At 67.2% G+C, this 26276-nt stretch carries 26 protein-coding genes; 2 read left to right on the forward strand and 24 right to left on the reverse strand.

The genetic code is table 11. The features are described 5' to 3' along the window. Positions 1–2 precede the first annotated feature (2 nt). The 22 genes from rpoZ to C1706_RS01885 all read right to left on the reverse strand — a co-directional run bounded on the left by rpoZ (position 3) and on the right by C1706_RS01885 (position 22635). Entirely contained in the window at positions 3–341 is a 339-nt protein-coding gene (rpoZ, locus tag C1706_RS01780) for a DNA-directed RNA polymerase subunit omega (protein WP_129457477.1), read from the reverse strand. 26 nt (positions 342–367) lie between these two features. Then, on the reverse strand, positions 368–922 hold the full coding sequence (gmk, locus tag C1706_RS01785) for a guanylate kinase (RefSeq protein ID WP_431830672.1): 555 nt from the start codon (positions 920–922) through the stop codon (positions 368–370). Beyond that, entirely contained in the window at positions 919–1230 is a 312-nt protein-coding gene (mihF, locus tag C1706_RS01790; RefSeq protein WP_129457479.1) for an integration host factor, actinobacterial type, read from the reverse strand. The genes gmk and mihF overlap by 4 nt, the downstream gene beginning before the upstream one ends. Positions 1231–1299: 69 nt before the next feature. Then, positions 1300–2106 carry an orotidine-5'-phosphate decarboxylase gene (pyrF, locus tag C1706_RS01795; protein WP_129457480.1) on the reverse strand — a complete coding sequence of 269 codons (807 nt, stop codon included), beginning with the start codon at positions 2104–2106 and terminating at the stop codon, positions 1300–1302. Beyond that, positions 2103–3170 (reverse strand): quinone-dependent dihydroorotate dehydrogenase, encoded by a 1068-nt coding sequence (locus C1706_RS01800; RefSeq protein ID WP_129457481.1) that lies wholly within the window; start codon positions 3168–3170, stop codon positions 2103–2105. Before C1706_RS01800 ends, pyrF begins: the two co-directional genes overlap by 4 nt. Beyond that, on the reverse strand, positions 3167–6514 hold the full coding sequence (gene carB / locus C1706_RS01805; protein WP_129457482.1) for a carbamoyl-phosphate synthase large subunit: 3348 nt from the start codon (positions 6512–6514) through the stop codon (positions 3167–3169). The genes C1706_RS01800 and carB overlap by 4 nt, the downstream gene beginning before the upstream one ends. Beyond that, positions 6514–7662, reverse strand: a complete 1149-nt coding sequence (gene carA / locus C1706_RS01810; protein ID WP_129457483.1) for a glutamine-hydrolyzing carbamoyl-phosphate synthase small subunit — start codon at positions 7660–7662, stop codon at positions 6514–6516. The genes carB and carA overlap by 1 nt, the downstream gene beginning before the upstream one ends. A 14-nt stretch (positions 7663–7676) precedes the next feature. Continuing rightward, entirely contained in the window at positions 7677–8279 is a 603-nt protein-coding gene (gene nusB / locus C1706_RS01815) for a transcription antitermination factor NusB (RefSeq protein ID WP_241653368.1), read from the reverse strand. Further along, entirely contained in the window at positions 8276–8845 is a 570-nt protein-coding gene (efp, locus tag C1706_RS01820) for an elongation factor P (RefSeq protein ID WP_129457484.1), read from the reverse strand. Before efp ends, nusB begins: the two co-directional genes overlap by 4 nt. A gap of 100 nt (positions 8846–8945) precedes the next feature. Then, on the reverse strand, positions 8946–9623 hold the full coding sequence (locus tag C1706_RS01825) for an FMN-binding negative transcriptional regulator (protein WP_129457485.1): 678 nt from the start codon (positions 9621–9623) through the stop codon (positions 8946–8948). Next, complete coding sequence (gene aroB / locus C1706_RS01830; RefSeq protein ID WP_129457486.1) at positions 9623–10711, reverse strand: 3-dehydroquinate synthase; 1089 nt, start codon at positions 10709–10711, stop codon at positions 9623–9625. The genes C1706_RS01825 and aroB overlap by 1 nt, the downstream gene beginning before the upstream one ends. Then, on the reverse strand, positions 10708–11211 hold the full coding sequence (locus tag C1706_RS01835) for a shikimate kinase (RefSeq protein WP_129457487.1): 504 nt from the start codon (positions 11209–11211) through the stop codon (positions 10708–10710). The genes aroB and C1706_RS01835 overlap by 4 nt, the downstream gene beginning before the upstream one ends. After that, a complete protein-coding gene (gene aroC, locus C1706_RS01840; RefSeq protein ID WP_129457488.1) occupies positions 11208–12395 on the reverse strand; it encodes a chorismate synthase in 1188 nt (395 codons plus the stop codon). The genes C1706_RS01835 and aroC overlap by 4 nt, the downstream gene beginning before the upstream one ends. A gap of 72 nt (positions 12396–12467) precedes the next feature. After that, positions 12468–13616 (reverse strand): endolytic transglycosylase MltG, encoded by a 1149-nt coding sequence (gene mltG / locus C1706_RS01845; protein WP_129457489.1) that lies wholly within the window; start codon positions 13614–13616, stop codon positions 12468–12470. Next, positions 13613–14095 carry a Holliday junction resolvase RuvX gene (gene ruvX / locus C1706_RS01850; protein ID WP_129457490.1) on the reverse strand — a complete coding sequence of 161 codons (483 nt, stop codon included), beginning with the start codon at positions 14093–14095 and terminating at the stop codon, positions 13613–13615. Before ruvX ends, mltG begins: the two co-directional genes overlap by 4 nt. Continuing rightward, positions 14092–16770: an alanine--tRNA ligase gene (alaS, locus tag C1706_RS01855; RefSeq protein WP_129457491.1), complete on the reverse strand. Its 2679-nt coding sequence runs from the start codon at positions 16768–16770 to the stop codon at positions 14092–14094. Before alaS ends, ruvX begins: the two co-directional genes overlap by 4 nt. Then, positions 16767–17018 (reverse strand): hypothetical protein, encoded by a 252-nt coding sequence (locus C1706_RS01860; protein WP_129457492.1) that lies wholly within the window; start codon positions 17016–17018, stop codon positions 16767–16769. The genes alaS and C1706_RS01860 overlap by 4 nt, the downstream gene beginning before the upstream one ends. Continuing rightward, the gene (locus C1706_RS01865) at positions 17015–17416 is read right to left on the reverse strand and encodes a DUF948 domain-containing protein (protein ID WP_129457493.1); all 402 of its coding nucleotides are present in this window, start codon (positions 17414–17416) and stop codon (positions 17015–17017) included. The genes C1706_RS01860 and C1706_RS01865 overlap by 4 nt, the downstream gene beginning before the upstream one ends. 70 nt (positions 17417–17486) lie before the next feature. Beyond that, complete coding sequence (locus tag C1706_RS01870) at positions 17487–18875, reverse strand: replication-associated recombination protein A (protein WP_129457494.1); 1389 nt, start codon at positions 18873–18875, stop codon at positions 17487–17489. A 191-nt stretch (positions 18876–19066) separates the two neighbouring features. Next, positions 19067–20878 (reverse strand): aspartate--tRNA ligase, encoded by a 1812-nt coding sequence (gene aspS, locus C1706_RS01875; protein WP_129457495.1) that lies wholly within the window; start codon positions 20876–20878, stop codon positions 19067–19069. Between the two features lie 102 nt (positions 20879–20980). Next, positions 20981–22024: a biotin synthase BioB gene (bioB, locus tag C1706_RS01880; protein ID WP_129457669.1), complete on the reverse strand. Its 1044-nt coding sequence runs from the start codon at positions 22022–22024 to the stop codon at positions 20981–20983. 8 nt (positions 22025–22032) lie between these two features. Further along, positions 22033–22635, reverse strand: a complete 603-nt coding sequence (locus tag C1706_RS01885; protein ID WP_129457496.1) for a biotin transporter BioY — start codon at positions 22633–22635, stop codon at positions 22033–22035. 85 nt (positions 22636–22720) lie between these two features. On the opposite strand from C1706_RS01885, the gene C1706_RS01890 reads away from it, so the two are divergent. Beyond that, positions 22721–23371: a TetR family transcriptional regulator gene (locus tag C1706_RS01890; RefSeq protein ID WP_206660926.1), complete on the forward strand. Its 651-nt coding sequence runs from the start codon at positions 22721–22723 to the stop codon at positions 23369–23371. A gap of 238 nt (positions 23372–23609) precedes the next feature. After that, positions 23610–25157: a recombinase family protein gene (locus C1706_RS01900; RefSeq protein WP_241653370.1), complete on the forward strand. Its 1548-nt coding sequence runs from the start codon at positions 23610–23612 to the stop codon at positions 25155–25157. Positions 25158–25173: 16 nt separating this feature from the next. Here C1706_RS01900 and C1706_RS01905 read toward each other — a convergent pair whose 3' ends face one another. Further along, positions 25174–25374: a hypothetical protein gene (locus tag C1706_RS01905; protein WP_129457498.1), complete on the reverse strand. Its 201-nt coding sequence runs from the start codon at positions 25372–25374 to the stop codon at positions 25174–25176. Positions 25375–26052: 678 nt separating this feature from the next. Continuing rightward, entirely contained in the window at positions 26053–26256 is a 204-nt protein-coding gene (locus tag C1706_RS01910; RefSeq protein ID WP_129457499.1) for an antitoxin VbhA family protein, read from the reverse strand. Between the last annotated feature and the right edge of the window lie 20 nt (positions 26257–26276).

Raw genomic sequence — 26276 nt, forward strand, 5'->3', positions numbered from 1 at the left:
GCTCAGGCCAGATCGTCGGGGGCGAACGGATCGTCGCCGAAGTCGGGATCAGCCTCAGCTTCGGCGCGCGCAGCGGCTTCGGCCTCGGGATCGATCTCGTTGCACTCCAGCACGTCCGCGGCAATCTCGCGCAGGGCGATCGTCAGGGGCTTTTCCTGAACGGTCGTCTCCACGAGCGGGCCCACGTTTTCCAGGAGGCCTTCGCCCAACTGGCTGTAGTACGCGTTGATCTGCCGCGCGCGCTTGGCGGCGAACAGGACGAGACGGTACTTGGAATCGACCTTGCTCAGCAGGTCGTCGATCGGAGGATTGGTGATCCCCTCAGGAACTTGGGTGCTCAACGTCCACCTTCTGTTGCGTATCGAGGTTACAAACCCAAGAAGTCTACCAGTTCGGCCACGGCCCGGTTCACAACGTCGTTGACGATGATCCGATCGAACTCGCCCTGCGCGGCTGCCAGTTCGATGCGGGCGGTCTGCAGACGTCGTTCCACCTGGGCTGCCGACTCGGTGCCACGGCCTTCAAGGCGCTCGACGAGGGTGTCCCAGTCGGGCGGAGCCAAGAAAACGTACTGGGCCGTGGGCAATGTCTCACGGACCTGCCTGGCGCCTTGGAGATCGATCTCCAAGATGACAGGGCGCCCCTCGCCTTGCACCGTGAAGACCGGGGCCGACGGGGTGCCGTAGCGATGCTTGCCGTGGACGGTGGCCCACTCCAGCATCCCTCCGGACGCGATCAACTGGTCAAACTCGGTTTCGGAGCGGAACAGGTAGTCGACGCCGTCCACTTCCCCCGGGCGCGGGGCTCGGGTCGTTGCCGACACCGAGACCCACACTTCCGGGTGGAGCTTTCGCAATTGTCGCACCACGGTTCCCTTGCCCACACCTGCGGGCCCTGAAATAACCGTGATGCTGCCGCTCACTTGAATTCAGCCTTCAGGCCCGCCAACTGATGACGGCCCAAGCCACGAATACGGCGGTTGGGGGCGATGTCAAGACGCTCCATCACGCCCGTGGCGCGCTTCTCACCCACACGTGGCAAAGACTTCAACAGATCCAGCACCTTCACGTGGGCAAGGACGTCGTCATCAGCCGCCTGATCGAGAGCCTCCGAGAGGGACAGCGCCCCGGTTCGGACCTTGGCCTTCAACTCGGCCCGCACGCGACGAGCCTGGGTGGCGGCCGCGCGAGCGGCCTGGAGTTGTTCGGTGGTCAACTGCGGAATCGACACTATTTCTCCAACGTTCGGAGGGACTCAATGCGCACCAACCGGGCGGCTGGTAGTGGGAATCGTAGCAACTCAGACGCCAACATAGGACGCCACTTTTGCCCGCAACGCTGCCGGGTCGGGACCAGCTTGAAGAATCGCGCGTCCGACCATCGGTAACACCTTGTCGTGGGCGGGACCAAACATTCCGCTCAGATCCTCCATCCGGCCCCCTTGTGCTCCGATTCCTGGGACAAGGATGGACGCGTTGAACTCGGAGAGATCGCATCCCAGGGCATGGTGGGTGCCGCCCACCACGAGTCCGATGGCCCGGGTACGCGCCCGGGAGTTGAGCTCGATAGCGGCGTCGATGATCTCTTGCACCACCGATCCCTCGCGCCCCAGGGCGAGTTGAACCGATGCGCCCTCGGGGTTGGAGGTGCGGGCGAGCACGTAGACGCCACGATCGAAGGCGATCGCTCGTTCGAAGGCGGGCGTCAAGGCGTCGAAGCCGAGGTAGGGCGACAAGGTGACCGCATCGCCTGCCAGCGGCGATCCGGGAGCCAGATACGCCTCCGCGTAGGCCGCCATCGTCGAGCCGATGTCGCCTCGCTTGGCGTCAACGATGCTGAGGGCACCCGCGGCCGCGATGTCGCCCAGCACACGCTCCAAGACGGCTATCCCCGCCGACCCATACACCTCGAAGAAGGCGGCCTGCGGCTTGAAGACCGCCACCGACTCCCCCAGTGCCTCCACCACGATGCGGCAGTAGCGCTCCAGGCCGTCGGCGTTCAGCGGCAGATCCCAAGCTGACAGCAAGGCGGCGTGGGGGTCGATCCCCACGCACAGATTCCCGCGTTGGGCGGTCACCGCGCTCAAGCGCTGATGGTAGGTACTCATCGGACCTCCTCGTTGATGGCCGCGATCAAAGCGGGCCCGCTATAGATGAAGCCCGTATAAATCTGCACGAGGCTTGCCCCGGCGTCCAGCAGCGCGACCGCATCGTCGGCGTTCATCACCCCTCCAGAACCGATGATCGGCAACGCACAGTGTCGGTTGACGTAGCGCACGACCTCCCGTGCGCGCGCCGTCAACGGTGCGCCGGAGAGGCCCCCCTCCTCGTGGGCGAGGTGTCGATCCGGTGCGGCGAGCCCGTCGCGGGCCAAGGTGGTGTTGGTGGCGATGATGCCTGCTGCCCCGGCTGCCTCCGCGGCGGCCACCACCTCGTCGATCTGCGCCCAGGTGAGGTCGGGAGCCACCTTGACGAAGATCGGCACGGGCGCCCCGGGGGTCACCTGTCGCGCTCGGGTGGTCAACGCTGCAACGAGATCAGCCAGTGCGCCGCCGTCCTGCAGGGAACGCAGGCCGGGCGTGTTGGGGCTGGAGACGTTGACGGCGATGTAATCAGCGTGCGGGCTCACCTGGTCGAAGGAGGCCAGGTAGTCAGGAATGGCCTGCTCGAGCGGGGTCGTCTTCGTCTTGCCCAACGAGATCCCCACAGGGATGCCCGCCGCGCCGTTCCCGCGCAGGATGCCCGCCACCGCGAGACGGTTGGCCATCGCCTGCGCGCCCGCATTGTTGAAGCCCATGCGGTTCACCAGCCCCGAGGACGCTGTCGCCCGGAACACGCGCGGGCGGGGGTTGCCCGGCTGCGCGTGCGCGGTGACGGTCCCGAGTTCGGCAAACGCGAACCCGAGGTACTGCCAGGCCAAGACCGCGCGGGCGTCCTTGTCCATGCCTGCGGCCAGCCCAACGCGTCCGGGGAACCGAACCCCCGCCACCGTCACGGGCTCACCCGTGGTGCGGGTGAGCATCCCCACGAGGTGGCGGGCACAGGGCAGCGAACCCAACACTGACAGCCCGGCAATCATGTCCTCGTGGATGGCCTCCGGATCGCCCCGGTGCGCGCGGAACAGAACCGGGCGCAGGAAACCCGCGTACCCGTCGCGCACCAGCGCCGTCATCGCGCCGCGGCCTGGTCGGATCCGGCAGCGAGTTCGGCGTCCACTGCCGCGTTCCACGACTGCAATGACCTGACCCCCACCTCACCGGCGTTCGCGCTCTCGATGCCCTGGACGGCCGCTGAAAGGCCCTGCACCGTCGTAATGGAGGGGATGTCGCGCAGGATGGCGGCCGAGCGGATCGACCAACCGTCGCGGCGAGGCTGACCGTCCGCGCTGGCACCTTGGGGAGTGTTGAAGATCAGGTCGATCTCCCCGTTCATGATCGCGGTGACGACGCTGGGGGTTCCGTCCGGCCCATCGCCTTGGTGTGCCTTGCGCAGGACGGTCACGTCCACCCCATTGCGGCGCAGAACCTGAGCGGTGCCTGCCGTCGCCACGATCCGGAAACCGAGATCCGCCAGGCGCTTCACCGGGAAGATCGCGTGGCGCTTGTCCCGGTTCGCGATGGAGACGAACGCGGTCCCTCCCGAGGGAAGGCCGCCGTAGCTGCCCGTTTGGCTCTTGGCGAAGGCCGTGCCGAAGGTGGCATCCAGCCCCATCACCTCGCCGGTGGACTTCATCTCCGGGCCAAGCAGCGAGTCGACGTTCTCCCCGTCGCTGGTACGGAAGCGGTTGAACGGCATCACGGCCTCCTTGACCGCGATCGGGGACGCCTCCACGACGGTGGCGCCGTCCCCCTCGGGCCGCAGCATCCCTGACGCGCGCAACTCGGCGATCGAGGAGCCCAGCATCACGCGGGCGCAGGCCTTGGCCAGTTGAACCCCGGTGGCTTTCGACACGAACGGCACGGTGCGTGAGGCCCGGGGGTTGGCCTCCAAAACGAACAACGTGTCGCCTTGGAGGGCGTACTGGATGTTGATCAGGCCCCGGACCCCGACACCGGCGGCGATTGCCTCCGTGGACGCCCGGATGCGCTCGACTGCATCGGCACCAAGGGTGATCGGGGGAAGGGTGCATGCCGAATCACCCGAATGGATGCCCGCCTCCTCGATGTGCTCCATGACGCCGCCCAGGTACAACTCGGTGCCGTCATACAGTGCGTCGACGTCGATCTCGATGGCGTCGTCGAGGAAACGGTCCACCAGCACCGGCTGCTGTGGAGTGATGAACGTCGCACGCTCGATGTATCCGGTCAGCGCGTCATCGTCGTAAACGATCTCCATGCCGCGGCCGCCCAAAACGTAGCTGGGACGCACCAGGACGGGGTAGCCGATCCGGTTGGCGATCTCGATGGCCTGACGCGCCGATTGCGCCATGCCGTAGCGGGGAGCCGGCAGGCCAGCGGCGGCCAACACGTCCCCGAACGCGCCCCGCTCTTCGGCGAGGTTGATCGCCTCGGGGGAGGTCCCCACGATCGGCACCCCGTTGTCCTTCAGCGCCTGAGCGAGCTTGAGGGGGGTCTGCCCGCCGAGTTGGACGATGACGCCCGCCACCGGTCCCGCGGCCGCCTCGGCGTGGTACACCTCCAAGACGTCTTCCAGCGTCAACGGCTCGAAGTACAACCGGTCCGAGGTGTCGTAGTCGGTGGAGACCGTCTCAGGGTTGCAGTTGACCATCACCGTCTCGTACCCGGCCTCGCGCAGCGTGAGCGCGGCGTGGACGCAGGAGTAGTCGAACTCGATGCCCTGTCCGATGCGGTTCGGCCCCGAACCCAGGATCAGGACCGCCGGCTTGATGCGGGGCTCCACCTCGGTCTCCTCGTCGTAGGACGAGTAGTGATAGGGGGTCCGTGCCGCGAACTCGGCCGCGCAGGTGTCGACGGTCTTGAAGACAGGGCGGATGCCCAGCGCCCAGCGCACCCCGCGGACCACGTCGGCGCTGGTGTGTCGCAGCGACGCGATCTGCGGGTCGGACAAGCCGATCCGCTTGGCGGCATGCAGCAGGGCGGGGGTCAGCGCGTCAGCCTGCTCGACGCGGCGAGCCACCTCGAGGATCTGGACCACCTGATCCACAAACCACGGGTCGATGCGGGTGGCCTCGTGGACCTGCTCGGCGGTCGCCCCAGCACGCAGCGCGGCCATGACGACCTGGAGGCGTCCGTCGTGGGGGCGAGAGGCCCGCTCCAGCAAGGTGTCGACGTCGTCGGTGATCGGTGTCGCGAAATCGAAGGGGGCCTTCGGATCCTCCAAGGAACGCAGCGCCTTGTTCAGGGCTTCGGCGAAGTTGCGCCCGATCGCCATCGCCTCGCCCACGGACTTCATGTGGGTGGTGAGGGTCGAATCGGCGGTCGGGAACTTCTCGAACGCGAACCGTGGAACCTTGACGACCACGTAGTCCAGCGCGGGCTCGAAGGACGCCGGGGTCTCCGCGGTGATGTCGTTGGGGATCTCATCGAGGGTGTACCCCACCGCGACCTTGGCAGCGATCTTGGCGATCGGGAAGCCGGTCGCCTTGGACGCCAACGCCGAGGAGCGCGACACGCGAGGGTTCATCTCGATGACGATCATCCGCCCGTTGTCGGGGTTGATCGCGAACTGGATGTTGCAGCCGCCCGTGTCGACGCCGACCTCACGGATGATCGCGATGGCGACGTCACGCATCGCCTGATATTCGCGGTCGGTCAGCGTCATCGCGGGGGCGACGGTGATGGAGTCGCCGGTGTGGACGCCCATCGGGTCCAGGTTCTCGATCGAGCAGACGATGACGACGTTGTCGGCCTTGTCGCGCATCACCTCCAGTTCGTACTCCTTCCAGCCGAGGATCGACTCCTCGACCAGGATCTCGTTGACCGGCGACGCGGCCAGGCCGATGGCGGCCATTTCGCGCAGTTCGTGCTCATCGTGGGCGAACCCGGAGCCGACCCCGCCCATGGTGAAGGAGGGACGCAGCACCAGCGGGTACCCGAGTTGGTCGGCGGCGGCCATCACCTCCTCGAGGCTGTGGGTGAGCACCGAGCGTGCCGATTCAGGATTGACCCCGGGAATGACGAGCCCATCGACGATGGCCTTGAACTTCTCTCGGTCCTCGCCACGCTGGATCGCATCAAAGTTGGCGCCGATCATCTCCACGCCGTAGCGCTCCAGGACGCCGGACTCATGCAGGGCGACGGCCGTATTCAGGGCCGTCTGCCCACCAAGCGTCGGCAAGATCGCATCGGGTCGCTCTGCGGCGATGACCTTCTCCACCATCTCCGGGGTGATGGGCTCCACGTAGGTGGCGTCGGCGAACTCGGGGTCGGTCATGATCGTGGCGGGGTTGGAGTTCACCAAGACGACCCGGTACCCCTCCTCGCGCAGGACGCGGCAGGCCTGGGTGCCCGAGTAGTCGAACTCGGAGGCCTGACCGATGACGATCGGCCCCGAGCCGATCACCAGAATGCTCGAAATATCGGTGCGCTTGGGCATCAGGCGTTCTCTCCCGTCGTGCGGTGGGCGTCCATGACCTCGATGAAACGGTCGAACAGGTAGGCGGAGTCGTGGGGGCCGGCTGCGGCCTCGGGGTGGTACTGAACCGAGAAGCCGAGCACCGTCCCGTCGGCGTCGGTGAGTTCGAGACCCTCCACGACGTCATCGTTCAAACACACGTGGCTGACGCGGGCAGCGCCCCAACGCGTCGGCGTGTCGTGCTCCAGCGGCGCGTCCACCGCGAACCCGTGGTTCTGCGCGGTGATCTCGACCTTGCCGGTACGACGATCTTGGACGGGCTGGTTGATCCCGCGGTGCCCGTACTTCAGCTTGTAGGTGCCAAACCCGAGCGCCCGTCCGAAGATCTGATTACCGAAGCAGATCCCGAAGTAGGGCAGGCCCGCGTCCAAGACGCCAGTCAGCAAGGAGACAGCCTCATCGGCGGTGCCCGGGTCCCCTGGCCCGTTGCTGAAGAAGACACCGTCGACGCCCAACGCCGTGATGTCGTCCAGGGTTGCCGTGGCGGGCAGGACGTGCACCTCGATGCCCCGACGCGCCATCAGTTCGGGCGTCATCTCCTTGATGCCCAGGTCGATCGCAGCCACCTTGTGCGTCCGCGTCCCCTGGGCGGGGATCACGACGGGAGCGGTCAGCGTCACGTCGGCGACCAGGTTGGCCCCGGACATGCGTGGCTGTTCCAGCACCCGTTGCACAAGAACGTCGGGGTCCAGTTCCGTCGTCGAGATCGCGGCTCGCATGGAGCCGCGTTCGCGCAGGTGGCGTGTGAGGGCCCGCGTGTCGAGTTCGCAGATGCCTACGACGCCTTGGGCGCGCAGTTCCTCATCCAGGCTGCGGTTGGAGCGCCAGTTCGAGCGGACGCGGGAGGCGTCCCGGACGACGTAACCCGCGACCCAGATGCGGCGCGATTCGTCGTCCTCGTCGTTCCAGCCGGTGTTGCCTATCTGGGGGGCGGTCGCCACCACAATCTGGCGACGGTAGGAGGGATCGGTGAGGGTCTCTTGATAGCCCGTCATGCCCGTGGAGAACACGGCTTCGCCGAAGGTTTCCCCGGTGGCCCCGAAGGACGAACCACGGAAAAACCGACCGTCCTCCAGTACGAGCAGTGCGGGGGTGTCGGTGCGTTCCATGGTTGCGTCCCTTCTCATCCTTGGGCCGGGTCCCCCGTCGGGTCCGGAGCCGAGTGGCTGACGTCGCTACCGCCGGACGCGGTGGACGTTGATGGTGTCGAATGGCCCGTTGCCGCAGCGTCGTCCGTTGCGGTCTCCGACGCCTCAGCGGCTGCGGAGTCGGGCGTGCGTCGTCGCAGCACGTCGGTGGCACGCGCCAAGACAGCATTGACGAACGCCGGGGAGTCGTCGGTCGACAACTCCGCAGCCAGGTCGACCGCCTCGGCGATCGCTACCCGCTGCGGGGTGTCGGTGTGCATCATTTCGTAGATTGCGATGCGCGCCAGGTTACGGTCGACCCGGTTCATGCGGTCGAGCGTCCACCCATCGGCGAGGCTGTCGACCAGCACGCTGTCGATCACCTCGGCGAATTCGAGATAGCCGTTGACCAGGTCGATCGTGAACGGGCGCACCGGCGGCTCGGCCAGCGCAACCCGATCCGCGAGGGTTTCGACAGTCGGCCGTTCCCGCAACTCGCTCTCGAACAAGATGTCGAGAGCGCGTTTGCGAGCCTTCGTCCGGGGCGAATTGTCGCGGTTCGCGATCCGGCCGTGCGGGGGAAGAGCGGGCTCGGTCACCCGTTGATCCGGCCGAGGTAGCTACCGTCGCGGGTGTCGACCTTGACCTTGGTGCCAGCCTCGATGAACAGCGGCACCTGGATCTGCTTGCCGGTCTCCAGCGTGGCGGGCTTGGTACCCGCGGAACTGCGGTCGCCTTGGAGGCCGGGTTCGGTGTAGGTGATCTCCAACTCGACCGAGGCCGGGAGTTCGATGTAGAGCGGGTTTTCGTCGTGGAGCGCGACCATGGCGTTCTGGTTCTCCAGCATGTAGTCGGCCGCATCGCCGACCGTGTCCGAGGGGATGCTCACCTGCTCGTAGCTGGTCGTGTCCATGAAGACGTAGGAGTCGCCGTCGTTGTAGAGGTACTGCATCTCGCGGCGGTCCACCTGGGCGCTCTCGACCTTGGTGTCGGAGTTGAACGTCTTGTCCACGACTTTGCCGCTCAGCACGTGCTTGAGCTTGCTGCGCACCACCGTGTTGCCCTTGCCAGGCTTGTGGTGCTGGAACCAAATGACCTGCCACAGCTGGCCATCGAGGTCGAGGACCGTGCCGTTCTTGAGGTCGTTGGTCGAAATCGTGGGCATGGAGTGTCCTTCCGGCGTGACGTTTCCGACGGGCCACTCTACCGGATGCCGGGCCTCGTGCGTCCCCGTGACCCCTGTGTGGCGTCGGTCCTTCCTCAGATTAGGTGCGCGGGACGCCGGGCCTCTTCCTCTGCCCCAGATCACGCAACAACCGATAGCGCGCCTCGGCGTGCGGAACGCTGACCTCGGTCATGGCATCGGCCAGACTCTCGTTGCCAGTGGCGCGGACGCCGTCGATGGCACCCTGAACGTCCTCAGGGGAGCGGTTCTGGCTCAACTTGTCCTTCGCTTCGACGCGGGTGATGCGCAGTTCGATGCCGACGATGGCGCGCAGCATCTTCTCCACGGCATCCGGATCGACCAGATCCAGGTCGGCGCCGTGCCGCGATGACAGTTGGCGCGAGGCGGCGAGCACCCAGGCGGGATCCTCGTGGATCACCAGTGGCCCGTACGCGTGCACGGTGGCGTAGTTCCAGGTCGACACGCCGGGTGAGGCCTGCTGGGAGGAGAACCAGTCCGCGTGAATGTAGCCCTCGGGCCCCGAGAGGATCGCCAAGGCCTCCCCCAGGTACGGGCGCTTCCACAGGGGGTTGACGCGTGCCACGTGGAAGATCAGGGAGCCCCAACCCTCACCTTCAGCGTCGGGGCGCCACAGGAGCGGCAACAGCGTCGCCGCCGGGCCGTCCTCGTGCGCGGTCACGACTTGGGCCGTGGTCGCCGCCTGGAGCAGTTCCGTCACCCGTGCGGGGTTCATGGCGAAGTGCCGGGGAATGTACATCAGCGCGTCAACTCCTTATATGTCGCCCGCAGCACCGCCTCATCGGGTGCCTGCGCGATGAACGGCGACCCGACCTCGTCCAACAAGACGAAGCGCAGCGCATCGCCTCGGGTCTTCTTGTCCAGGCTCATCGTGGCGCGCAGATCGTCGTAGGCCGCGGGATCGTAGGTGGTGGGCAACCCCACCGAGGTCAACAGGCGCTGGTGGCGCTGCACGAACGCCTCATCGGCGTGACCCAGGTTGCGCGAGAGCAGCGCCGCAAACACAACGCCGACCGACACCGCATACCCGTGCCGCCACCTGAAATGCTCGCGCCTTTCAATGGCGTGCCCGAGGGTGTGCCCATAGTTGAGCAGTTCGCGCCCCACGTGTGTGCCGTGGCTGGTTGCCTCGCGCAGGTCACCGCTCACCACGCCCGCCTTGACGTGCATGGACCGGGTCACCGCCTCGGCCAGCGCATCGGAGGCGGGATCGAGCATGGCCGCCGGATCGTTCTCCACCAGTTCCAGGGTGCGCTCATCGGCGATGAGACCGTGTTTGATCATCTCGGCCAAGCCGCCGCGCAGGTCGTCGACGGGGAGGGTGGCGAGCACGTCGAGGTCGGCCAGCACCGCAGCCGGCTCCCAAAACGCCCCCACCAGGTTCTTGCCGGCTGGCAGGTTGATCCCGGTTTTGCCCCCCACGGCGGCATCCACCATGGCCAGCAAGGTGGTGGGCACCGACACGTAGCGGACGCCGCGCAGCCACGTCGCCGCGACAAAGCCCGCCACATCCGTCGTGGCACCGCCACCAAACCCGACGACCGAGTCGCTGCGAGTGAAACCCGCCCCGGCCAGGGCATCCCAACAATCGGCGAGGAAACTCGTCGTCTTCGCCGCCTCTCCCGGCGGTGCCGCCAGGAGCAGCACCTCGGCGTCCACCTGCCCCGCGAGCGCCTCCGCCTGGTCGCTGAGTTCGACCGGATGGATCAGCGCCACCCGATCACTGCTTGCCACCAGGCCGGGCAGCAGAGCCGTCGCCCCACGGCCCACGGTGACGTCGTAGGGCCGCTCCGCGGCAACAGGGACGGTCTCGAGGGTCGAACTCATGCTTCCTCCAATGCGGCGACGATCACGTCAACCAGAGCGTCGGGTTCGCGTCCGTTGGTGTCGACCGACACCGTAGCCAGTGAGGCATACACGGGCGTGCGAGCCTTCAGCAAGGCAATCAAGGTGCCCCGGATGCCCCCACCGGCGAGCAGCGGACGCCCTTGGTCCAACCCGATGCGCGTCACGGCGTGATGCGCATCCACCTGCAGCCAGACGGTGGGCACCCCATCGAGCGCCTCGGCGATCTGCGGGGTCAGCGGTGCGCCCCCACCCAAGCTCACCACGCCTGAACCCGTCAGGAGTTCGAGTGTGACGGTGGCCTCCAGCGCACGGAAGGCGTCCTCGCCGTCATCGGCGAAGATGTCGCGGATGCTGCGGCCTTCGCGCTCCTCAATCACGGCGTCCACATCGACGAACGGGACGTCGAGCCGCTGGGCCAGCAAGGGCCCTAGCGTTGACTTGCCACTCCCGGGGGCGCCGATCAGCGCGATGGCGCTCACGCGAGCCGCCGGGCCGCCAGCCGGTCGAGGTAGGCCTGGTGGTTGCGGGAGGTCTCCCCCAGCGAATCACCGCCGAACTTCTCCAGCATCAGTTCGGCGAGCACGAGAGCCACCATGGCCTCGGCCACCACACCCGCGGCGGGCACCGCGCAGACGTCGGAGCGCTGATGGTGGGCCGCGGCGGGCTCCAAGGTGGTGGTGTCGACCGTCCGCAGGGCGCGCGGCACGGTGGCGATCGGCTTCATCGCGGCACGGACCCGCAGGAGTTCGCCGGTGCTCATGCCACCTTCGGTGCCCCCGGATCGGTTGGAGACGCGGGCGATGTGCTCGCCGTGGAGCACCATCTCGTCGTGGGCGGCGGACCCGCGCGTGCGCGCCAGGGCGAAACCGTCGCCGATCTCCACGCCCTTGATCGCCTGGATCCCCATGAGCGCCCCGGCCAACCGGGCATCCAGCCGCGTGTCGCCTTGGGAATGCGACCCGATGCCAGGAGGCATACCCGTCACGACGACCTCGACGACGCCACCCAGCGTGTCTCCAGCCGCCTTCGCCGCATCGATCTCTTCCAGCATCCGGGCCGAGGATGCGGGATCGAAACACCGGACCGGATCGGCGTCGATCGCGTCCCGGTAGGCAACCGTGGGCACCGCAGTGCCCTGGCTGACGACCGGACCGATCTCAACGACGTGGCTGACCACACCGATCCCGTACGCCTGCTCCAAGAAGTTGGTGGCGACACGACCCAGCGCCACCCGCGCAGCGGTCTCGCGCGCGGACGCCCGCTCAAGGATGGGACGTGCCTCGTCCCAGTCGTACTTTTGCATGCCCGCCAGGTCCGCGTGCCCGGGACGCGGCCGCGTCAACGCCGCATTGCGGGCTTGGGCGGCCAAGACGTCCTCATCGACCGCGTCGGGGGCCATGACGGTCTCCCACTTGGGCCATTCGGTGTTGGCGATCATGATCGCCAACGGCGAGCCCAGCGTCTCGCCGTGGCGCACGCCGGTCAGCAACGTGACCTCGTCGACCTCGAACTTCATCCGGGCGCCTCGCCCCACCCCCAGTCGTCGGCGACGCAACGCATCGGCGATGTCGGCGGTGGACACGGACACGTGGGACGGAATGCCCTCCAGGGTGGCGACCAGCGCCCGCCCATGAGATTCCCCCGCCGTTAGGTAACGCAGCATGTCGGCAACTTTGCCACAGGGGCCGAGGCGGACCGCACCCGGGGCGAGGTGCGGACGCCCCTTAGCGCCCGTTCAGCACTTGTCGGAGGTCTTGCAGAACTCCTGGAACTTGGCCACCGCCGCCTGATGCTGCTCGTAGGTGTCGCTGAACACGGTCTCCCCCGTATCCAGGTTGACCACGACGAAGAAGAGCCAGTTCCCCTCGGCCGGGGTCACGGCCGCTTCCATCGCATCCTCCGAGGGCGACGTGATGGGCGTGGGGGGCAACTTGCCTGCGTTCTTGTCCAGGTAGGTGTTGTAGGGGGAGTCGATCTTGCGCTCTTCAGGGCTCGTGGTGACCCTGCCGGTGATGTTGTTGGCGTAGGCCACCGTGGCATCCGATTCCAGCTTTTGGCCCTTGGCGAGACGGTTGTAAAACACTCGCGCGACCTTTTGCCGGTCCTCGGTGGTCATCGCCTCCCGCTCCACCAGGCTGGCCATCACCAACGCGGTGTAGGGGTCTTTGGCCGGGGAGTTGGTGGCCTGGGTGACCCAGTCGTTGCGTTCCACCACCTTGTTGAAGTTGTCCACGGTCACCTTCATGGTGCCCAACGCGGTCGGGGTGCTGCCCAACTCGTAGGTGTCGGGGAACAGGAAACCGTCGACATTGCCCTTGCCCCACGCGGGGAGCCCGAGATTCCCGGGGGCTGCGGCGATCGCCTGGAAGTCGGCCACCGGCAGCTTCGTCGCCGCCGCCATAGCCGCCAGTTGCTCGCTGGTCCGTTGCCCTTCGCGCAACTGCATCGTGTTACGGACCAGGTTGTTGGAATCCAGCAGCGCGTCGAACGCGGCCATCACCGACATCTGCGTTTTCAGGTTGTACTGCCCCGCTTGCACACGCGAGGACTCATCGGGCCGGGATTGGGCGTACCGACGAAACGCGTCGGAGGATTTGACGACGTCCTTGTCCTGCAAGAGCTTGCCGACAGCCGTCATCGAGGCGCCGCGAGGGATCTCTACCTGGATCGGATCGACGCCAGTCCCGATGTAATCGTCCTTCGTGCGGAACGACATCCAGGCGTCCCACGCCTTGCCTCCCACGAACCAGATGCCACCGAAGACGATGACGAGCGCCAAGGCGACGGCGATCCAGCCCTTCGCCCGGTGCTTGACCTCGGGGAAGTCCCACTCCCCGGTCTCGGGATCCCGAAGCCGGGGCTCGCGCGCGCGTCGAGGTTTCATCGGAGATTCCTTCCATCGATGCGCTCGCCGACGCGGGCCATCGCCACCCGTTCGCCATCGAGCGCCTGGTTCAAGATTGCCACGGCGGCAGCCTGGTCGATCACGGAACGCTGCGTGCGGCTGGAGCGCCCCGCATCGTGCAGTTGTCGCGTGGCCGTCACCGTCGTGAGTCGTTCATCCACCAGCCGCACCTCCAGGTCGGGGAACAGCCGCGACACCAGTTCGGCGCCGTCACGCGCCATCGCGGCTGCCTCGCCTTCACCGCCACGAAGGTGCCGCGGCAACCCCAGGTAGGCCACCACGGGCTCGTACTCGGCGACGATGGCACGCAGGCGTTCAGTGACGACGCGCCGGTCCGACGCTGGAGTGATCGTCTCGACGGGGTAGGCCAAGACGCCCGCGGCGTCACACGCGGCGACCCCGATACGCGCCTTGCCCCAGTCCAGCCCCAACCGGACCCCGTAGGTGCCGTCGGTCATGACTGCGGCAACGCCGCCCGGATCGCCGCCAACGCCTCATCGCTGCGGGAGGCATCCGCGCCGCCGCCTTGGGCGAGATCATCCTTGCCGCCGCCCTTGCCCCCCAGTTGGGCCGCCCCGAGCCCCACCAGCCGACCAGCCGCAGCACCCAATTCGCGGGCAGGCCCGGTCGTGGCAACGACCAGCGCAGGCTTGGCGTCGCCGCCGATCAGGGCGATCACGGCTGGCTGAGCGGCGAGCTTGTCCCGCAGCGCCATGGCGAGGGTGCGAGCATCCCCGCCCGAGACTCCCGGGAGGCGCGTGCCGATGTACGTCACCGCTCCGGCCTGGACCCCCGCCGCCACCAAGGCGTCAAGGTTGCTGAGCAGTTCGCGCTGCCGCAGGTCGGCAATCTGCTTCTCGGCGGCTTTCAACTGGCCCAGGAGCTTCTCCACCCGGTCGACCAGTTGGTCGGGTTGCGTCTTGAGGGTGTCTGCCAGCGTGCTGACCAGGGCCCGCTCGCTCGCGAACTGCGAGAACGCGTCGGTGCTCACCAGCGCCTCGACGCGACGGATGCCCGATCCGACCGAGCCCTCACCGATCAGATCGACCAGGCCGATCTGGGCGGTGCTGCGCACATGCGTGCCACCGCACAGTTCCCGCGACCAGGGGCCGTTGAGCTCGACCATACGAACGACCTCGCCGTACTTCTCCCCGAACATGGCCTGCGCGCCGAGCGCCTTCGCCTGGGCGAGCGGCATTTCGGTCGCCGTCACCGCAAAGTCGTCGCGGACGGCCTCGTTGACGATGCCCTCCAACTCCGAGCGCATCGTGGAGCTGAGCGCCTTATGCGCGTTGAAGTCGAATCGCAGGTACCCGGGCTTGTTGTACGAGCCAGCCTGGTGCGTCGCATCTCCGAGGAGTTGGCGCAGCGCCGCGTTGACCACGTGAGTAGCCGTGTGGGCCTGCGAGGCGCCAAACCGGGCGTCCGGGTCGACCTCGGCGCGGATCTCCGCGCCGGTGACCAGTTCGCCCTCGTTCACGACGGCCTTGTGCACCACGAGTCCCTGGACGGGACGCTGCACGTCCAACACATCGAGTTGGAGACCCGAGGCGGTCAACACGCCCGCGTCGGCGTCCTGGCCGCCCGCTTCGGCGTAAAACGGCGTCTCGTCCAAGATGACCTCGACGATGTCGCCGGGTCGCGCGCTGGTCACCAGTTCGCCGTTGGCGACGATACCGCGCACACGGCTGGTGACGTCCAACTCGGTGTAGCCCAGGAACGGCGTCTCGCCCGCGTCGCGCAACGTTCGGTAGGCGGCGACGTTGGCCGCGCCGCCCTTCTTGGCGCGGGCATCGGCCTTCGCGCGGGCCTTCTGCTCGCCCATGAGGCGAGTGAACTCGGCGCGATCCACCGCCAGGCCAGCCTCGGCGGCCATCTCCAACGTCAGGTCGATGGGGAACCCATAGGTGTCATGCAGTTGGAAGGCCTGATCACCGCCCAACGTGGAGGCGCCGGATTCCTTCGCCTTGGTGACGGCCACGTCGAAGATCTGCGTGCCCGCGGCCAGAGTACGGCGGAACGACTCCTCCTCGGCGTACGCCGACGACGACGTACGCGCCCACTCAGTGGCGATCTCGGGGTAGGACTCCTCCATCAACGCCTTGCTCACCGGCAACAACTCAGGCAGCACCGGATCGTGGACGCCCAGCAAACGCATCGCGCGCACGCTGCGGCGCAGCAGGCGGCGGAGCACGTAGCCGCGCGCCTCGTTACCGGGAGTGACGCCATCAGTCATCAGCATCAGACCGGAGCGCACGTGATCGGCGACGACCCGCATCCGCACGTCATCGTCGTGGTTGGTGCCGTAACGCTTCCCCGACAGCTCAGCGGCCTTCTCGATGACCGGGAAGATCTGGTCGATCTCGTAGAGGTTGTCCTTGCCCTGCATCAGGTAGGCGACCCGCTCCAGACCCATGCCGGTGTCGATGTTCGGCTTGGGCAGCGGACGCAGGACATCGAAGTCGTCCTTCGCGCGCACCGCAGACAACTCCTGCTGCATGAACACGAGGTTCCAGATCTCCAGGAACCGGTCCTCGTCCACCGCAGGACCGCCCTCAGGCCCAAACTCGGGGCCGCGGTCGATATAGATCTCCGAGCAGGGACCACCGGGGCCGGGGACGCCCATGTTCCAGTAGTTGTCCTTCAGATCGCGCAACTGGATGCGCTCAGCGGGCAGCCCCATCTGCTTCCACAGTTCGATCGCCTCAACGTCGCCGTCGGGGAAGTCGGGGTGGAAGCCGGGCCCCAGCACGGTCACCCAGACCTTGTCTCCGTCGAACCCGAGGCCACCGGATTCCTGCGATCCCGTGATGAGCCCCCAGGCGTGCTTGATCGCACCTTCCTTGAAGTACTCCCCAAAGCTGAAGTTGCCGTTCATCTGGAAGAACGTCCCGTGCCGCGTGGTCTTGCCGACTTCCTCGATGTCAAGGGTGCGGACGCACTTTTGGCAGCTAGTCGCGGTGTGGAAGGGGGGCGTCTCGGCGCCGGTGAAGTAGGGCTTGAATGGCACCATGCCTGCATTCACGAACAGCAACGTGGGGTCGTTGTAGACCAGGGACGCGGACGGCACCAGGGTGTGGCCGGCGCGTACGAAGTGGTCGAGGAACCGGCGCCGGATCTCAGCGGTCTTCATGACAGTTGTCTTCTTTCGTCCTTGGTCAGCAGGGCTGTCAGCTCGGACTGCTTCGCAGCCCGCGCCGCCGCATAGGAGGCGGCGAAGTCATCGACCCAGACCTTGGCCTGATCGGCCACGCCTTCGGCCTTGCGCTCCAACTCCTCGGCCATCCCTGCCGGTGTCAGTCGCCGATAATACTGCCGCCCCTTCACTGCGACGAACGCGGAGGCCGCGACGCCGGTCAGGAACCAGAACGTGCGGCTCATCGGGAACCGCTCACCTTGCTGGTGATGGCGGCGCGGAAGCCGTGCAGCGCGGACGCAAGCGCGATCAGGGGGCGGCCGAAAGCGGCCAGCCAGATCGAAGACAAGGTGGCCGTGTTCTCCGCGACGCGAGACGCATGCCCGCTCACCTTGGCGACATCAGCGGTCACCTTCTCCACCTCACTGGTGACTCCGCCGAGGCGGTCCAGTTCGGCATTGGCGGCTTCAACGGTGCCGTGGAGTTCGCTCAAGATCGGCGCCGTGGCAGCGTTCACGTCCTTGACCGCAGCCACGAGTTCGTCGAGCAATGTGCCGAGCTTCAGCAGGGGAATCGCGCACATGCCTACCAGGAGGACGAACGCACACGCGGCAATGAGTCCGGCGATCTCTGCGACAGTCATGCCCGCGAGCCTAGTGCAGGCCAGACAACGGGGAGCGGCCAGGCAAGGATCACGGTGGGCCCGTGACGGGTCAGTCCGCCGCAGAGGCGTCGTCGCGCCCGAGCAATGAGCGGATCGCTGCTAACCGTTCGGTGAGCTGCGCTTCGTTGCCGTGCTGGGTGGGCTCGTAGTACCGAGCCTGCGTCAGTTCGTCGGGCAGGTACTGCTGAGCGGCGACGCCATGCGGGAAGTCGTGGGCATACCGGTAGCCGCCCCCGTGCCCGAGCTTTTCGGCACCGGAGTAGTGGGCGTCGCGCAAGTGGGGCGGCACGCTGCCGGAGTGTCCTTGGGCGACGTCGGCCTTGGCTGCGGCAATGGCCCGGTACACCGCGTTCGACTTTGGTGCGGTGGCGCAGGCGACGGTGGCGTGGGCCAACGTGAGCTCGGCCTCGGGCAAGCCGATGAGCTGGACGGCTTGCGCGGCGGCCACGCAGGTCTGCAACACCGACGGCGCCGCCATCCCGATGTCTTCGCTGGCGGAGATGATGAGCCGTCGGGCGATGAAGCGCGGATCCTCGCCGCCCGCGAGCATGCGTGCCAGGTAGTGGAGCGCGGCGTCCACGTCAGAGCCACGCACCGACTTGATGAAGGCACTGATGACATCGTAGTGCTGATCCCCGTCTCGGTCGTAGCGCAGCGCTGCGCGGTCCACGGCCAACTCCACCGCTTCGGGCGTGATCGCGTCGGTGCCCAAGGCGGACGCCGAGGCTGCTGCTTCTTCGAGGTAGGTGAGGCTGCGACGGGCATCGCCCCCCGCCAGCCGCACCAGGGTCGCCCGGGCGTCGGCGTCGAGCGTGAACAGCCCGCCCTCGGGTGTGCGGAGCCCACGCTCATCGGTCAGGGCCCGATCCAGCAGGGCGTTGATGTCGTCGTCGGTCAGCGGCTTCAAGGTCAGCAGAAGCGAGCGTGAGAGCAGCGGGGAGATCACGGAAAAGGAGGGGTTCTCGGTGGTGGCAGCGATCAAGGTCACGAGCCGGTTCTCCACTGCGGGAAGCAACACGTCTTGTTGCGCCTTGTTGAAGCGGTGGACCTCGTCGACGAACAGCACCGTGCCGACCCCGCGTGCCAGATGCTGGCGAGCCGCATCCAACTCGGCACGCACCTCTTTCACGCCCGCGGTCACACCGGAGAGTTCGACAAAGCGTCGGCTGGTGGCATGAGAGACGACGGCGGCGATCGTGGTCTTGCCGACTCCCGGTGGCCCCCACAAGAAGACCGACATCGCCTGCCCGGAGGCCAGCCGACGCAGCGGCGAGCCTGGCCCCAACAGGTGTTGTTGCCCGACGATCTCGTCCAGCGACGTGGGACGCATCCGCACAGCCAAGGGACCTGCACCGTGCCCGGCGCCGGAGAGTGAACCGCCTGTCCGTGCCACCGCAGCCGCTTGTGCAGGATCGGGATTGCCAAACAGGTCGGTCACGTCTCGAGGTTAGCGGTCGGCCCCGACGGTTGCGCCGCCACCGTTTCCCTGAGGGCGATCACGGGGAGCGGGGCGATCACCACCCGCCACGAGGCCGAGCAACGGGGGTGAACTCCGACTCAACGAGCCGAAACCAGGGGCGGCGCCCCACCGTCAAGGTGACGCGCCGCCCCTGGAGCCATGGCAGACGATCAGGCCGAGGCGTCGGCCTTCGGCTCGGCGGCTGCCTTCTCCGCCTCGGGCTTGGCGTCGACGCCCGTCTCCTTGCGCTGGAGCGCCGAAACCGGCGCCGGGGCTCCGGTGAGCGGATCGGAGCCACCTCCGGACTTCGGGAAGGCGATCACGTCGCGGATGGTGTCGAAGCCGCCCAGCAGCATGACGAGCCGGTCCAGACCAAACGCGATGCCGCCGTGCGGCGGGGCCCCGAAGGCGAAGGCGTCCAGCAGGAAGCCGAACTTCTCCTGCGCCTCCTCAGCGTCGATGCCCATGACGGCAAAGACCCGCTCTTGGACATCGCGGCGATGGATACGGATCGAGCCTCCGCCCACCTCGTTGCCGTTGGCGACGAAGTCGTAGCCGTAGGACAACGCGGAGCCGGGGTCGGTGTCGAAGGCGGCCAACGACTCGGGCTTAGGCGAGGTGAAGGCGTGGTGCACGGCCGTCCACTTACCCTCCCCGACCGCGACGTCACCGGAGGCAACGGCTTCGGCGGTCGGCTTGAACATGGGCGCGTCCACCACCCACAGCAGAGCCCAATCGTTCGGGTCGAACAGATTGCAGCGGCGTCCGATCTCCAAGCGGGCTGCCCCCAGCAACTCCTGGGAGGTTTCCCGCGGTCCTGCAGCGAAGAAGATGGCATCGCCAGGGTTGGCGCCCATGGCTGCGGCAATGCCGTCGCGTTCGGCGTCCGAGATGTTCTTGGCGACGGGCCCACCCAGCGTGCCGTCCTCGCCCACCGTGATGTAGGCCAGCCCGCGTGCGCCACGCTGCTTGGCCCACTCCTGCCACGCATCGAACTGGCGACGCGGCAGCGACGCTCCCCCGGGCATGACCACGCCACCGACATAGGGGGCCTGGAACACACGGAAGGGCGTGTCGGCGAAGAACGAGGTGAGCTCGCGGATCGTGTTGCCGAAACGCAGATCGGGCTTGTCCGAGCCATAGTTGTCCATGGCGTCGTGCCAGGTCATCCGTGGCAGCGGCAGGGCTACGTCGACCCCGATGAGCTTCCAGCACGCGGCGATGATCCGCTCAGCGACGGCGATGACGTCGTCTTGATCGACGAAGCTCATCTCGACATCGAGTTGGGTGAACTCGGGTTGGCGATCGGCACGGAAGTCCTCATCGCGGTAACAGCGCGCGATCTGGTAGTAGCGCTCCATGCCAGCCACCATCAGCAGTTGCTTGAACAACTGCGGGCTTTGGGGCAGCGCGTACCATTTGCCAGGGTGCAGCCGTGCGGGAACCAGGAAGTCGCGGGCACCTTCGGGGGTGGAGTGCGTCAGGGTCGGCGTCTCGACATCGTAGAAATCAAGATCGTCGAGCACGTCGCGGATGACATGGGTGACCTTCGAGCGCAGCACGAGTGCGTCGTGCTGGCGCGGGCGCCGCAGATCCAGGTAGCGGTACTTCAGGCGGGCGTCTTCCCCGACGGTGGTGCGCTCGTCGATCTGGAAGGGTAGCGGCGCCGAGGGGTTGAGCACCTCGAGTTCGCGGATCGCCACCTCGACCTCGCCGGTGGGGATGGTGGGGTTCACATTCTCCGGGGTCCGCGCGTCGACGACGCCGGTCACCTGAATGCAGAACTCGTTGCGCAGGTCGTGGATGCCCGCAGAGGCCAGGTACTCGTCCCGGACGACGACCTGGCAGATTCCCGAAGCGTCTCGCAGATCGATGAAGGCGACCCCGCCGTGATCTCGACGCTTGGCGACCCACCCCGCCAGGGTGACGGTCGAGCCGACATCGGCGAGCCCGAGGGTGCCTGCGTTGCGCGTTCGCAGCATGCGTGTGTTCCTTTCTTCGCCCCGCATAGACGGTGCGGGCACGTCAGGCCAGCCTACCGCCGCCGCCATGGCCCCGGCGGCGGCAGGCGGCCCGAGCCCCCGTCAGGCGTTCGGGAGGACTGCGGTGCCCGCTCCGCGCGCCCGCGCGACGGCGGATACCCCGGCACCGACTGGCTCGAGGGAGTGATCCTCCACCGTGAAACCGTTGTCGGCGATGAGCGCGAGATCGTCGGCTGCCGCCTGGCCTTCTGCCGTGAGGTAGTCCCCCAGGAACAGCGAGTTCGCCGCATGCAGCGCGATCCCCTGCAGCCCGCGCAGATGGATCTCTCGGCCGCCCGCCAGCCGGATTTCCGTGTCGGGACAGGCCAGCCGGGCCAGCGCGACGATCGTGAGGCAACGCAGCGGGGTGAGCTCCCATTGTCCCGCCCGGGGCGTCCCATCGAAGGGGACGAGGAAGTTGATCGGGATCGAATCCGCACCCAGATCACGCAGCGCGAGAAGTGCCTCCACGATCTGGGCGTCCGTCTCCCCCAGCCCGACGATGAGGCCGCTGCACGCCGACACCCCCGCGCGCTTCACCTTCTCGATGGTCTCGACGCGATCGCTGTAGTGATGCGTCGAGACGATCTCATCATGATGGGACTCTGCGGTGTTGATGTTGTGGTTGTAGGCATCAATGCCAGCCTCCGCGAGTCGTTCGGCCTGCCCGTCGCGGAGGAGGCCCAGACATGCGCACAGTTCCACGTCGGGGTGCTCGTGCTTGAGCGCCTCGGCGATGCCAAAGACTCGTTCGATGTCGCGATCCATCGGGCCTCGCCCACTCGCCACCAGGCACACGCGCGCAGCCCCGCCCGCGATCCCGGCCTCTGCTTGGCGCACGGCCTCCTCGGGTTCCAGCCAGCTGTACTTGAGGATGGGTGCCTGTGAGCCCAAAGCCTGGGAGCAATAGCTGCAGTCCTCCTGGCACAGGCCTGATTTCAGGTTGACCAAGTAGTTGAGCCGGACGCGGCGTCCGAAGTGCTCGCGGCGCAGCAGGCTCGCGGCGTAGACCAGGTCGAGCACCTCTGACTCAGGAGTCTGCATGAGTTCCAGCGCGGTCGTCTGATCCAGGACCGCCCCGGCGCTGATATCGCGGGCCAAGCGCACATAGTCCCTCACCGCGCACCGGCCCGATCATCGGGGCGAATCCGGGCCACCAGGCGCCACAGCGAGGGCAGCAGCCCGGCGAGGGCGAGCACCTTGAGGGTGTCTCCGATCAGGAAGGGGACCACGCCCAGTTGGATGGCCATGCCCAGGTCGATCCCCAGGGACACCGCCAGCCAGGGGACACCGCATGCGTAGAGGATGAGCGTCCCCAATGCGCCCAGCGCCAGGGTCGTCCCGACGCGTCGATCGGCTTGATGGCGGGCGAGTTGCCCCACGACCCACGCCGCGATCACGTACCCGATCAGGTATCCGAACGTCGGGAACGCGACCCCCGAGTGACCATTCGCGAACACCGGTGCGCCCAGCATGCCGATGAGTACGTACAGCGCGGCGCTCAGCGTCCCGCGCAGAGGGCCCAGCGCCGCGCCGGTGGCCATGACGGTGAACGTGGAGAGGGCGATGGGAACCGGGGTGAAAGGCAGCGGAACAATCACGAACGCTGAAGCGGTGATGAGGGCGGTGCCTCCGAGCACGAGCGCGATGTCGGCCACCAGGCTCGCGTCGCGAGCGGTGGCGAGGTAGCGCGGTGGCGCGATCACCTGTGTGGACATAGAAGCCTCCTGAACGATGTTCATTGAACAGTGTTCAAGATAGCAGCGCGGCATCCCGCCCGTGGCCACCGGTAGAATCTGGCGGGTGCAGAGCCCGAAGCTGTCCCCCGACGATGTCGTCACCGCGGCACTGGACATCCTCGACCGGCAGGGGCTGCCCGACCTCACGATGCGCCGCGTGGCTTCGGCGCTCGACGTACAGGCCAGCGCGCTGTATTGGCACTTCCCCAATAAACAGACGTTGCTGGCCACCCTCGCCGACCGCATCGTGCTGGCCGGCCCACAGCCCCACCCGGAATCCGCCTGGGACAAGCATCTACGAGCCGAAGCATTCGCCCTCCGCGACGCCTTGCTGGCCCACCGAGACAGCGCCGAAATCGTGTCCAGTTCGCTCGCCCTCGGGCTCGGCGACAACCCCGCCCTCACGCGCCTGATCGCCGCCCTACGCAGCAGCACGTTCGACGCCCTCACCACACGCCGAGCGGCATCCACCCTGCTTCATTTCGTCCTTAGCCACGTCTCCTTGGAGCAGCAGCGACGGCAATACGACTCCCTGGGGGTGCGGCCCGGCCAGCCCACCCCCCTGCATCCCGACGTCACCGAGGCGGACTTCCGTTTCGGGGTCGACACCCTGATCGCCGGGCTGCAGCAGCGCGACACGACCCTGCTCCCGGCCTCCGCAGACCCGGGGGCTACGCCTTCGCGTGATGCAGGCGCAGCCACCGGAAGGGCCTGATCGCTGGCCCTCACGACGGCAGGTCGGTGGGCAGGAGGTTCCCCTCGGCGTCGAGTTCCAAGACGACGTCGAGGTGGATCCGACCCAGAAATCCCTGGTCATGGCTGACCACCACCAAGGCTCCGCGGTAGGCCGACAGTGCCGCGACCAGAGCATCGATGCTGGCCAGGTCGAGATTGTTGGTCGGCTCAGCGAGTCAGGAGGTAGGGGGTAGGGAAGGCAGGCGTACCTCATGTCCATGACCACCACTACTGACTCCATGCTCGAAGCCCCCGAACTCTCCACCTCGCTGGAAGCCTCGATCGCACGGCTCCGCGAGGTCGCGGACGACGACTGGACGCCGGCCATCGTCTACGGACGAGCGTCCCAGGACCGCAAGAAGCTCATGCGCTCGATCAACGACCAGCTGCTGGACTGCGTGTCCTGGTGCGAGCCCTTGCGCTGGTACCCGGACGTGATCGTGCGTGACTCCGACCGCTCCGCCTCCCAGTGGCGGAAGAAGATCCGCGAGGGCTTCGACGAGGTGATGGCCCTGATCGAGGAAGGCAAGCACGGCGGGTTCGTCACCTGGGAACCCTCCAGGGCCGCGCGTGACCTGGAGGTCTACGTGCAGCTGCGCAAGGCCTGCCGCCGAGCCAACGTCCTCTACCTCACCCACGGACGCGTGTACGACTTCACCCGATCGGATGACTCGTTTGCGATGGGCTGGGAGTTCTTACGGGCCGAAGCCGACGCGGACACGATGCGCGAACGCCAGTTGCGCACCGTGAAGCTCAATGCCGAGCGCGGCCGCCCCCACGGCCGTCTCCCGTATGGGTACCGGCGGATCTATGACCAGCTCACCGGGGTGTTGCTGCGGCAGGAGCCTGATCCGCACAAGGGCCAGATCGTCAGGGATGCGGCCCGTGACGTGCTGGCGGGTAAGTCGCTGCACTCGGTGGCGATGCGGCTCCAGGATGCCGGGGAGCCAACCCCGATGAAGTCCTGGACCGAGGCCCCGCGCGGGTGGGAGGCGAACACGGTCCGCCAGGTGCTGGAGAATCCCACGATCGCTGGTAAGCGGGTCTATCAGGGCGAGATCATCGGGGAGGCGCAGTGGGAGCCGCTGATCGATTGGGAGACGTTCCAGAGGCTTCAGCGCCTGTTCGCCGACCCCGGCCGCAGGGTCAAGGGCGGCGGCGGTACACAGGCGAAGACGCTGATGACCCACATCGCCAAGTGCCACTACTGCGGACGCCCCTTGAAGCGGGCCGTGCTGCGGCGGAAGAAGCAGGCGGATGCGGTGAAGTACTACTGCGGCTTCCGCGGCTGCTACAAGACGACCATCGCCCAGCAGGGCCTGGACGACTACGTCGAGGAGGCAGTGCTGGCCTGGTTCGAGAGACCTGAGAACCTCGCCCGGCTCACCGGCGACGACGGGGGCGAGTGGGTCGCGAAGGCCGATGCGGCGCAGGATCGCCGGGCGGCGTTGCAGACCCGGCTGGATGAAGCGATCGCCCAGTACACAGCCGGGGAGCTGAATCTGGACACGCTGACGAAGGTCGAACAGACCCTGCGTCCGCAGATTGCGGACGCAGAGCGGGAGCTGATCCCGCCGATTACCGACGCCCGCGTCAAGGCTCTGGTCACGGCCCCGGACCTGCGGGCGGCCTGGAGCGAGCTGTCACTGGCGGAGCAGCGGGCGATCATCAAGGCCGGGTTCGACATCCGTATCCAGCAAACGCAGAACCGCGGCCAGAACGCCTTCGAACCGGGCCGGGTGCTCATGGAGCCCCGCACCCGATGACCCGATGGCGGGCTGGTCACCGGGTGCGCCCACGCAGGGTGTTGCGCACCAGGGTGACCAGCTCGCTGCTCATCGGCGGGAACTGGGCCGCTGCCTCACGCGCAGCGGCCCGGATGCGTTCGCGCTCCGCCTCGGCGACGGTGCTCGCCGAAGCCTCCTCGGACTCGGCGTGGTCTCGATCGGTGGTCTGGGTCTGAAGTGTCCGGATGCTGCTCATACCTGTCAGGTACGCTCATACACCCGCGCACAGAAAAAAGCAACCACTGCATCTAGCCATCCAAACGGATGCGAGCTACTATATGTGCATGTTCAGTGCTGTCGTGCCCGTCAAGACCCCCAGGTCGGGGTCGGGCACGGGGGTGCCGATTCGGCACCCCCGTGACGGCCACCGCTCAGGCTTCACGGTGGGAGAAGTTTTCCCGCACCGTCCGCACCCGAACAGCGAGGGTTCCACGGTGCCTGCAAGTTGCCGTCACCGTCAGCCCGCCCCTATGTTCCACGGTGGTGCCATTTTGGCACCACCGTCAGACGTTGTTGACGGGGGTGAAAATTTTTCACCACCGTGCCCCGGTGCACGGTCCTGCAAATTTTGCGGGACCGCACACGCCCCGGCTGCGGCAGGCGAACGGTACCGGAAATTTTCCGGCCCCGTTGACCTTCCTCCGTCTCGCGCACGCAGGTGGCGTGGTGGTGCCGAATCGGCACCACCACAGCCCACCCACCTGGGGGGTGCCGGTGCCGCCACGGTAGCGGCACCGTAGTCGAACGGGCTGCGAAAATTTCCCGCCCCGTTCCACTCGGCGTCTCGCCGTGACCAACGGGTCCGCACATTTTGCGGACCCGTCCCCATGGCCGGGTGACGCGGCCGCCGATTCGGCGTACCCGTTGCGGGGTGTCACCGCGTGATCCCATGAGCACGGTCGATCTGGGCCAGCCGGATCGCGATAGCCTCATCCGCGGTGAGTTCCCCGGCCAGGTCCCGGCGGCCCAGGGCACGGTCGGCGTCGGTCTCCTCGGCCCCAGCCATCCGCTGCCCGGCCGTCACCTGCGCCTCGACCCAGTCGATACCGACCCGCGAGGCCGGTCCGGTACTGTCCATCGCGCCTGCTTCCTTCCTTT

Source organism: Propioniciclava flava (genome assembly GCF_004126535.1).
GTDB classification, from domain to species: domain Bacteria; phylum Actinomycetota; class Actinomycetes; order Propionibacteriales; family Propionibacteriaceae; genus Propioniciclava; species Propioniciclava flava.

What these genes read in the sequence shown, in the direction of transcription:
- carB (WP_129457482.1), bottom strand. Translation starts at nt 6,514, where the DNA reads ATGCCCAAGCGCACCGATATTTCGAGCATTCTGGTGATCGGCTCGGGG.
- C1706_RS01900 (WP_241653370.1), top strand. Translation starts at nt 23,610, where the DNA reads ATGACCACCACTACTGACTCCATGCTCGAAGCCCCCGAACTCTCCACC.
- pyrF (WP_129457480.1), bottom strand. Translation starts at nt 2,106, where the DNA reads ATGAGTACCTACCATCAGCGCTTGAGCGCGGTGACCGCCCAACGCGGG.
- ruvX (WP_129457490.1), bottom strand. Translation starts at nt 14,095, where the DNA reads ATGACCGACGGCACCTACGGGGTCCGGTTGGGGCTGGACTGGGGCAAG.
- C1706_RS01885 (WP_129457496.1), bottom strand. Translation starts at nt 22,635, where the DNA reads ATGTCCACACAGGTGATCGCGCCACCGCGCTACCTCGCCACCGCTCGC.
- mltG (WP_129457489.1), bottom strand. Translation starts at nt 13,616, where the DNA reads ATGAAACCTCGACGCGCGCGCGAGCCCCGGCTTCGGGATCCCGAGACC.
- aroB (WP_129457486.1), bottom strand. Translation starts at nt 10,711, where the DNA reads ATGAGTTCGACCCTCGAGACCGTCCCTGTTGCCGCGGAGCGGCCCTAC.
- aroC (WP_129457488.1), bottom strand. Translation starts at nt 12,395, where the DNA reads ATGCTGCGTTACCTAACGGCGGGGGAATCTCATGGGCGGGCGCTGGTC.
- C1706_RS01825 (WP_129457485.1), bottom strand. Translation starts at nt 9,623, where the DNA reads ATGTACATTCCCCGGCACTTCGCCATGAACCCCGCACGGGTGACGGAA.
- C1706_RS01865 (WP_129457493.1), bottom strand. Translation starts at nt 17,416, where the DNA reads ATGACTGTCGCAGAGATCGCCGGACTCATTGCCGCGTGTGCGTTCGTC.
- aspS (WP_129457495.1), bottom strand. Translation starts at nt 20,878, where the DNA reads ATGCTGCGAACGCGCAACGCAGGCACCCTCGGGCTCGCCGATGTCGGC.
- carA (WP_129457483.1), bottom strand. Translation starts at nt 7,662, where the DNA reads ATGGAACGCACCGACACCCCCGCACTGCTCGTACTGGAGGACGGTCGG.
- C1706_RS01800 (WP_129457481.1), bottom strand. Translation starts at nt 3,170, where the DNA reads ATGACGGCGCTGGTGCGCGACGGGTACGCGGGTTTCCTGCGCCCGGTT.
- C1706_RS01860 (WP_129457492.1), bottom strand. Translation starts at nt 17,018, where the DNA reads ATGAGCCGCACGTTCTGGTTCCTGACCGGCGTCGCGGCCTCCGCGTTC.
- efp (WP_129457484.1), bottom strand. Translation starts at nt 8,845, where the DNA reads ATGCCCACGATTTCGACCAACGACCTCAAGAACGGCACGGTCCTCGAC.
- C1706_RS01905 (WP_129457498.1), bottom strand. Translation starts at nt 25,374, where the DNA reads ATGAGCAGCATCCGGACACTTCAGACCCAGACCACCGATCGAGACCAC.
- alaS (WP_129457491.1), bottom strand. Translation starts at nt 16,770, where the DNA reads ATGAAGACCGCTGAGATCCGGCGCCGGTTCCTCGACCACTTCGTACGC.
- C1706_RS01910 (WP_129457499.1), bottom strand. Translation starts at nt 26,256, where the DNA reads ATGGACAGTACCGGACCGGCCTCGCGGGTCGGTATCGACTGGGTCGAG.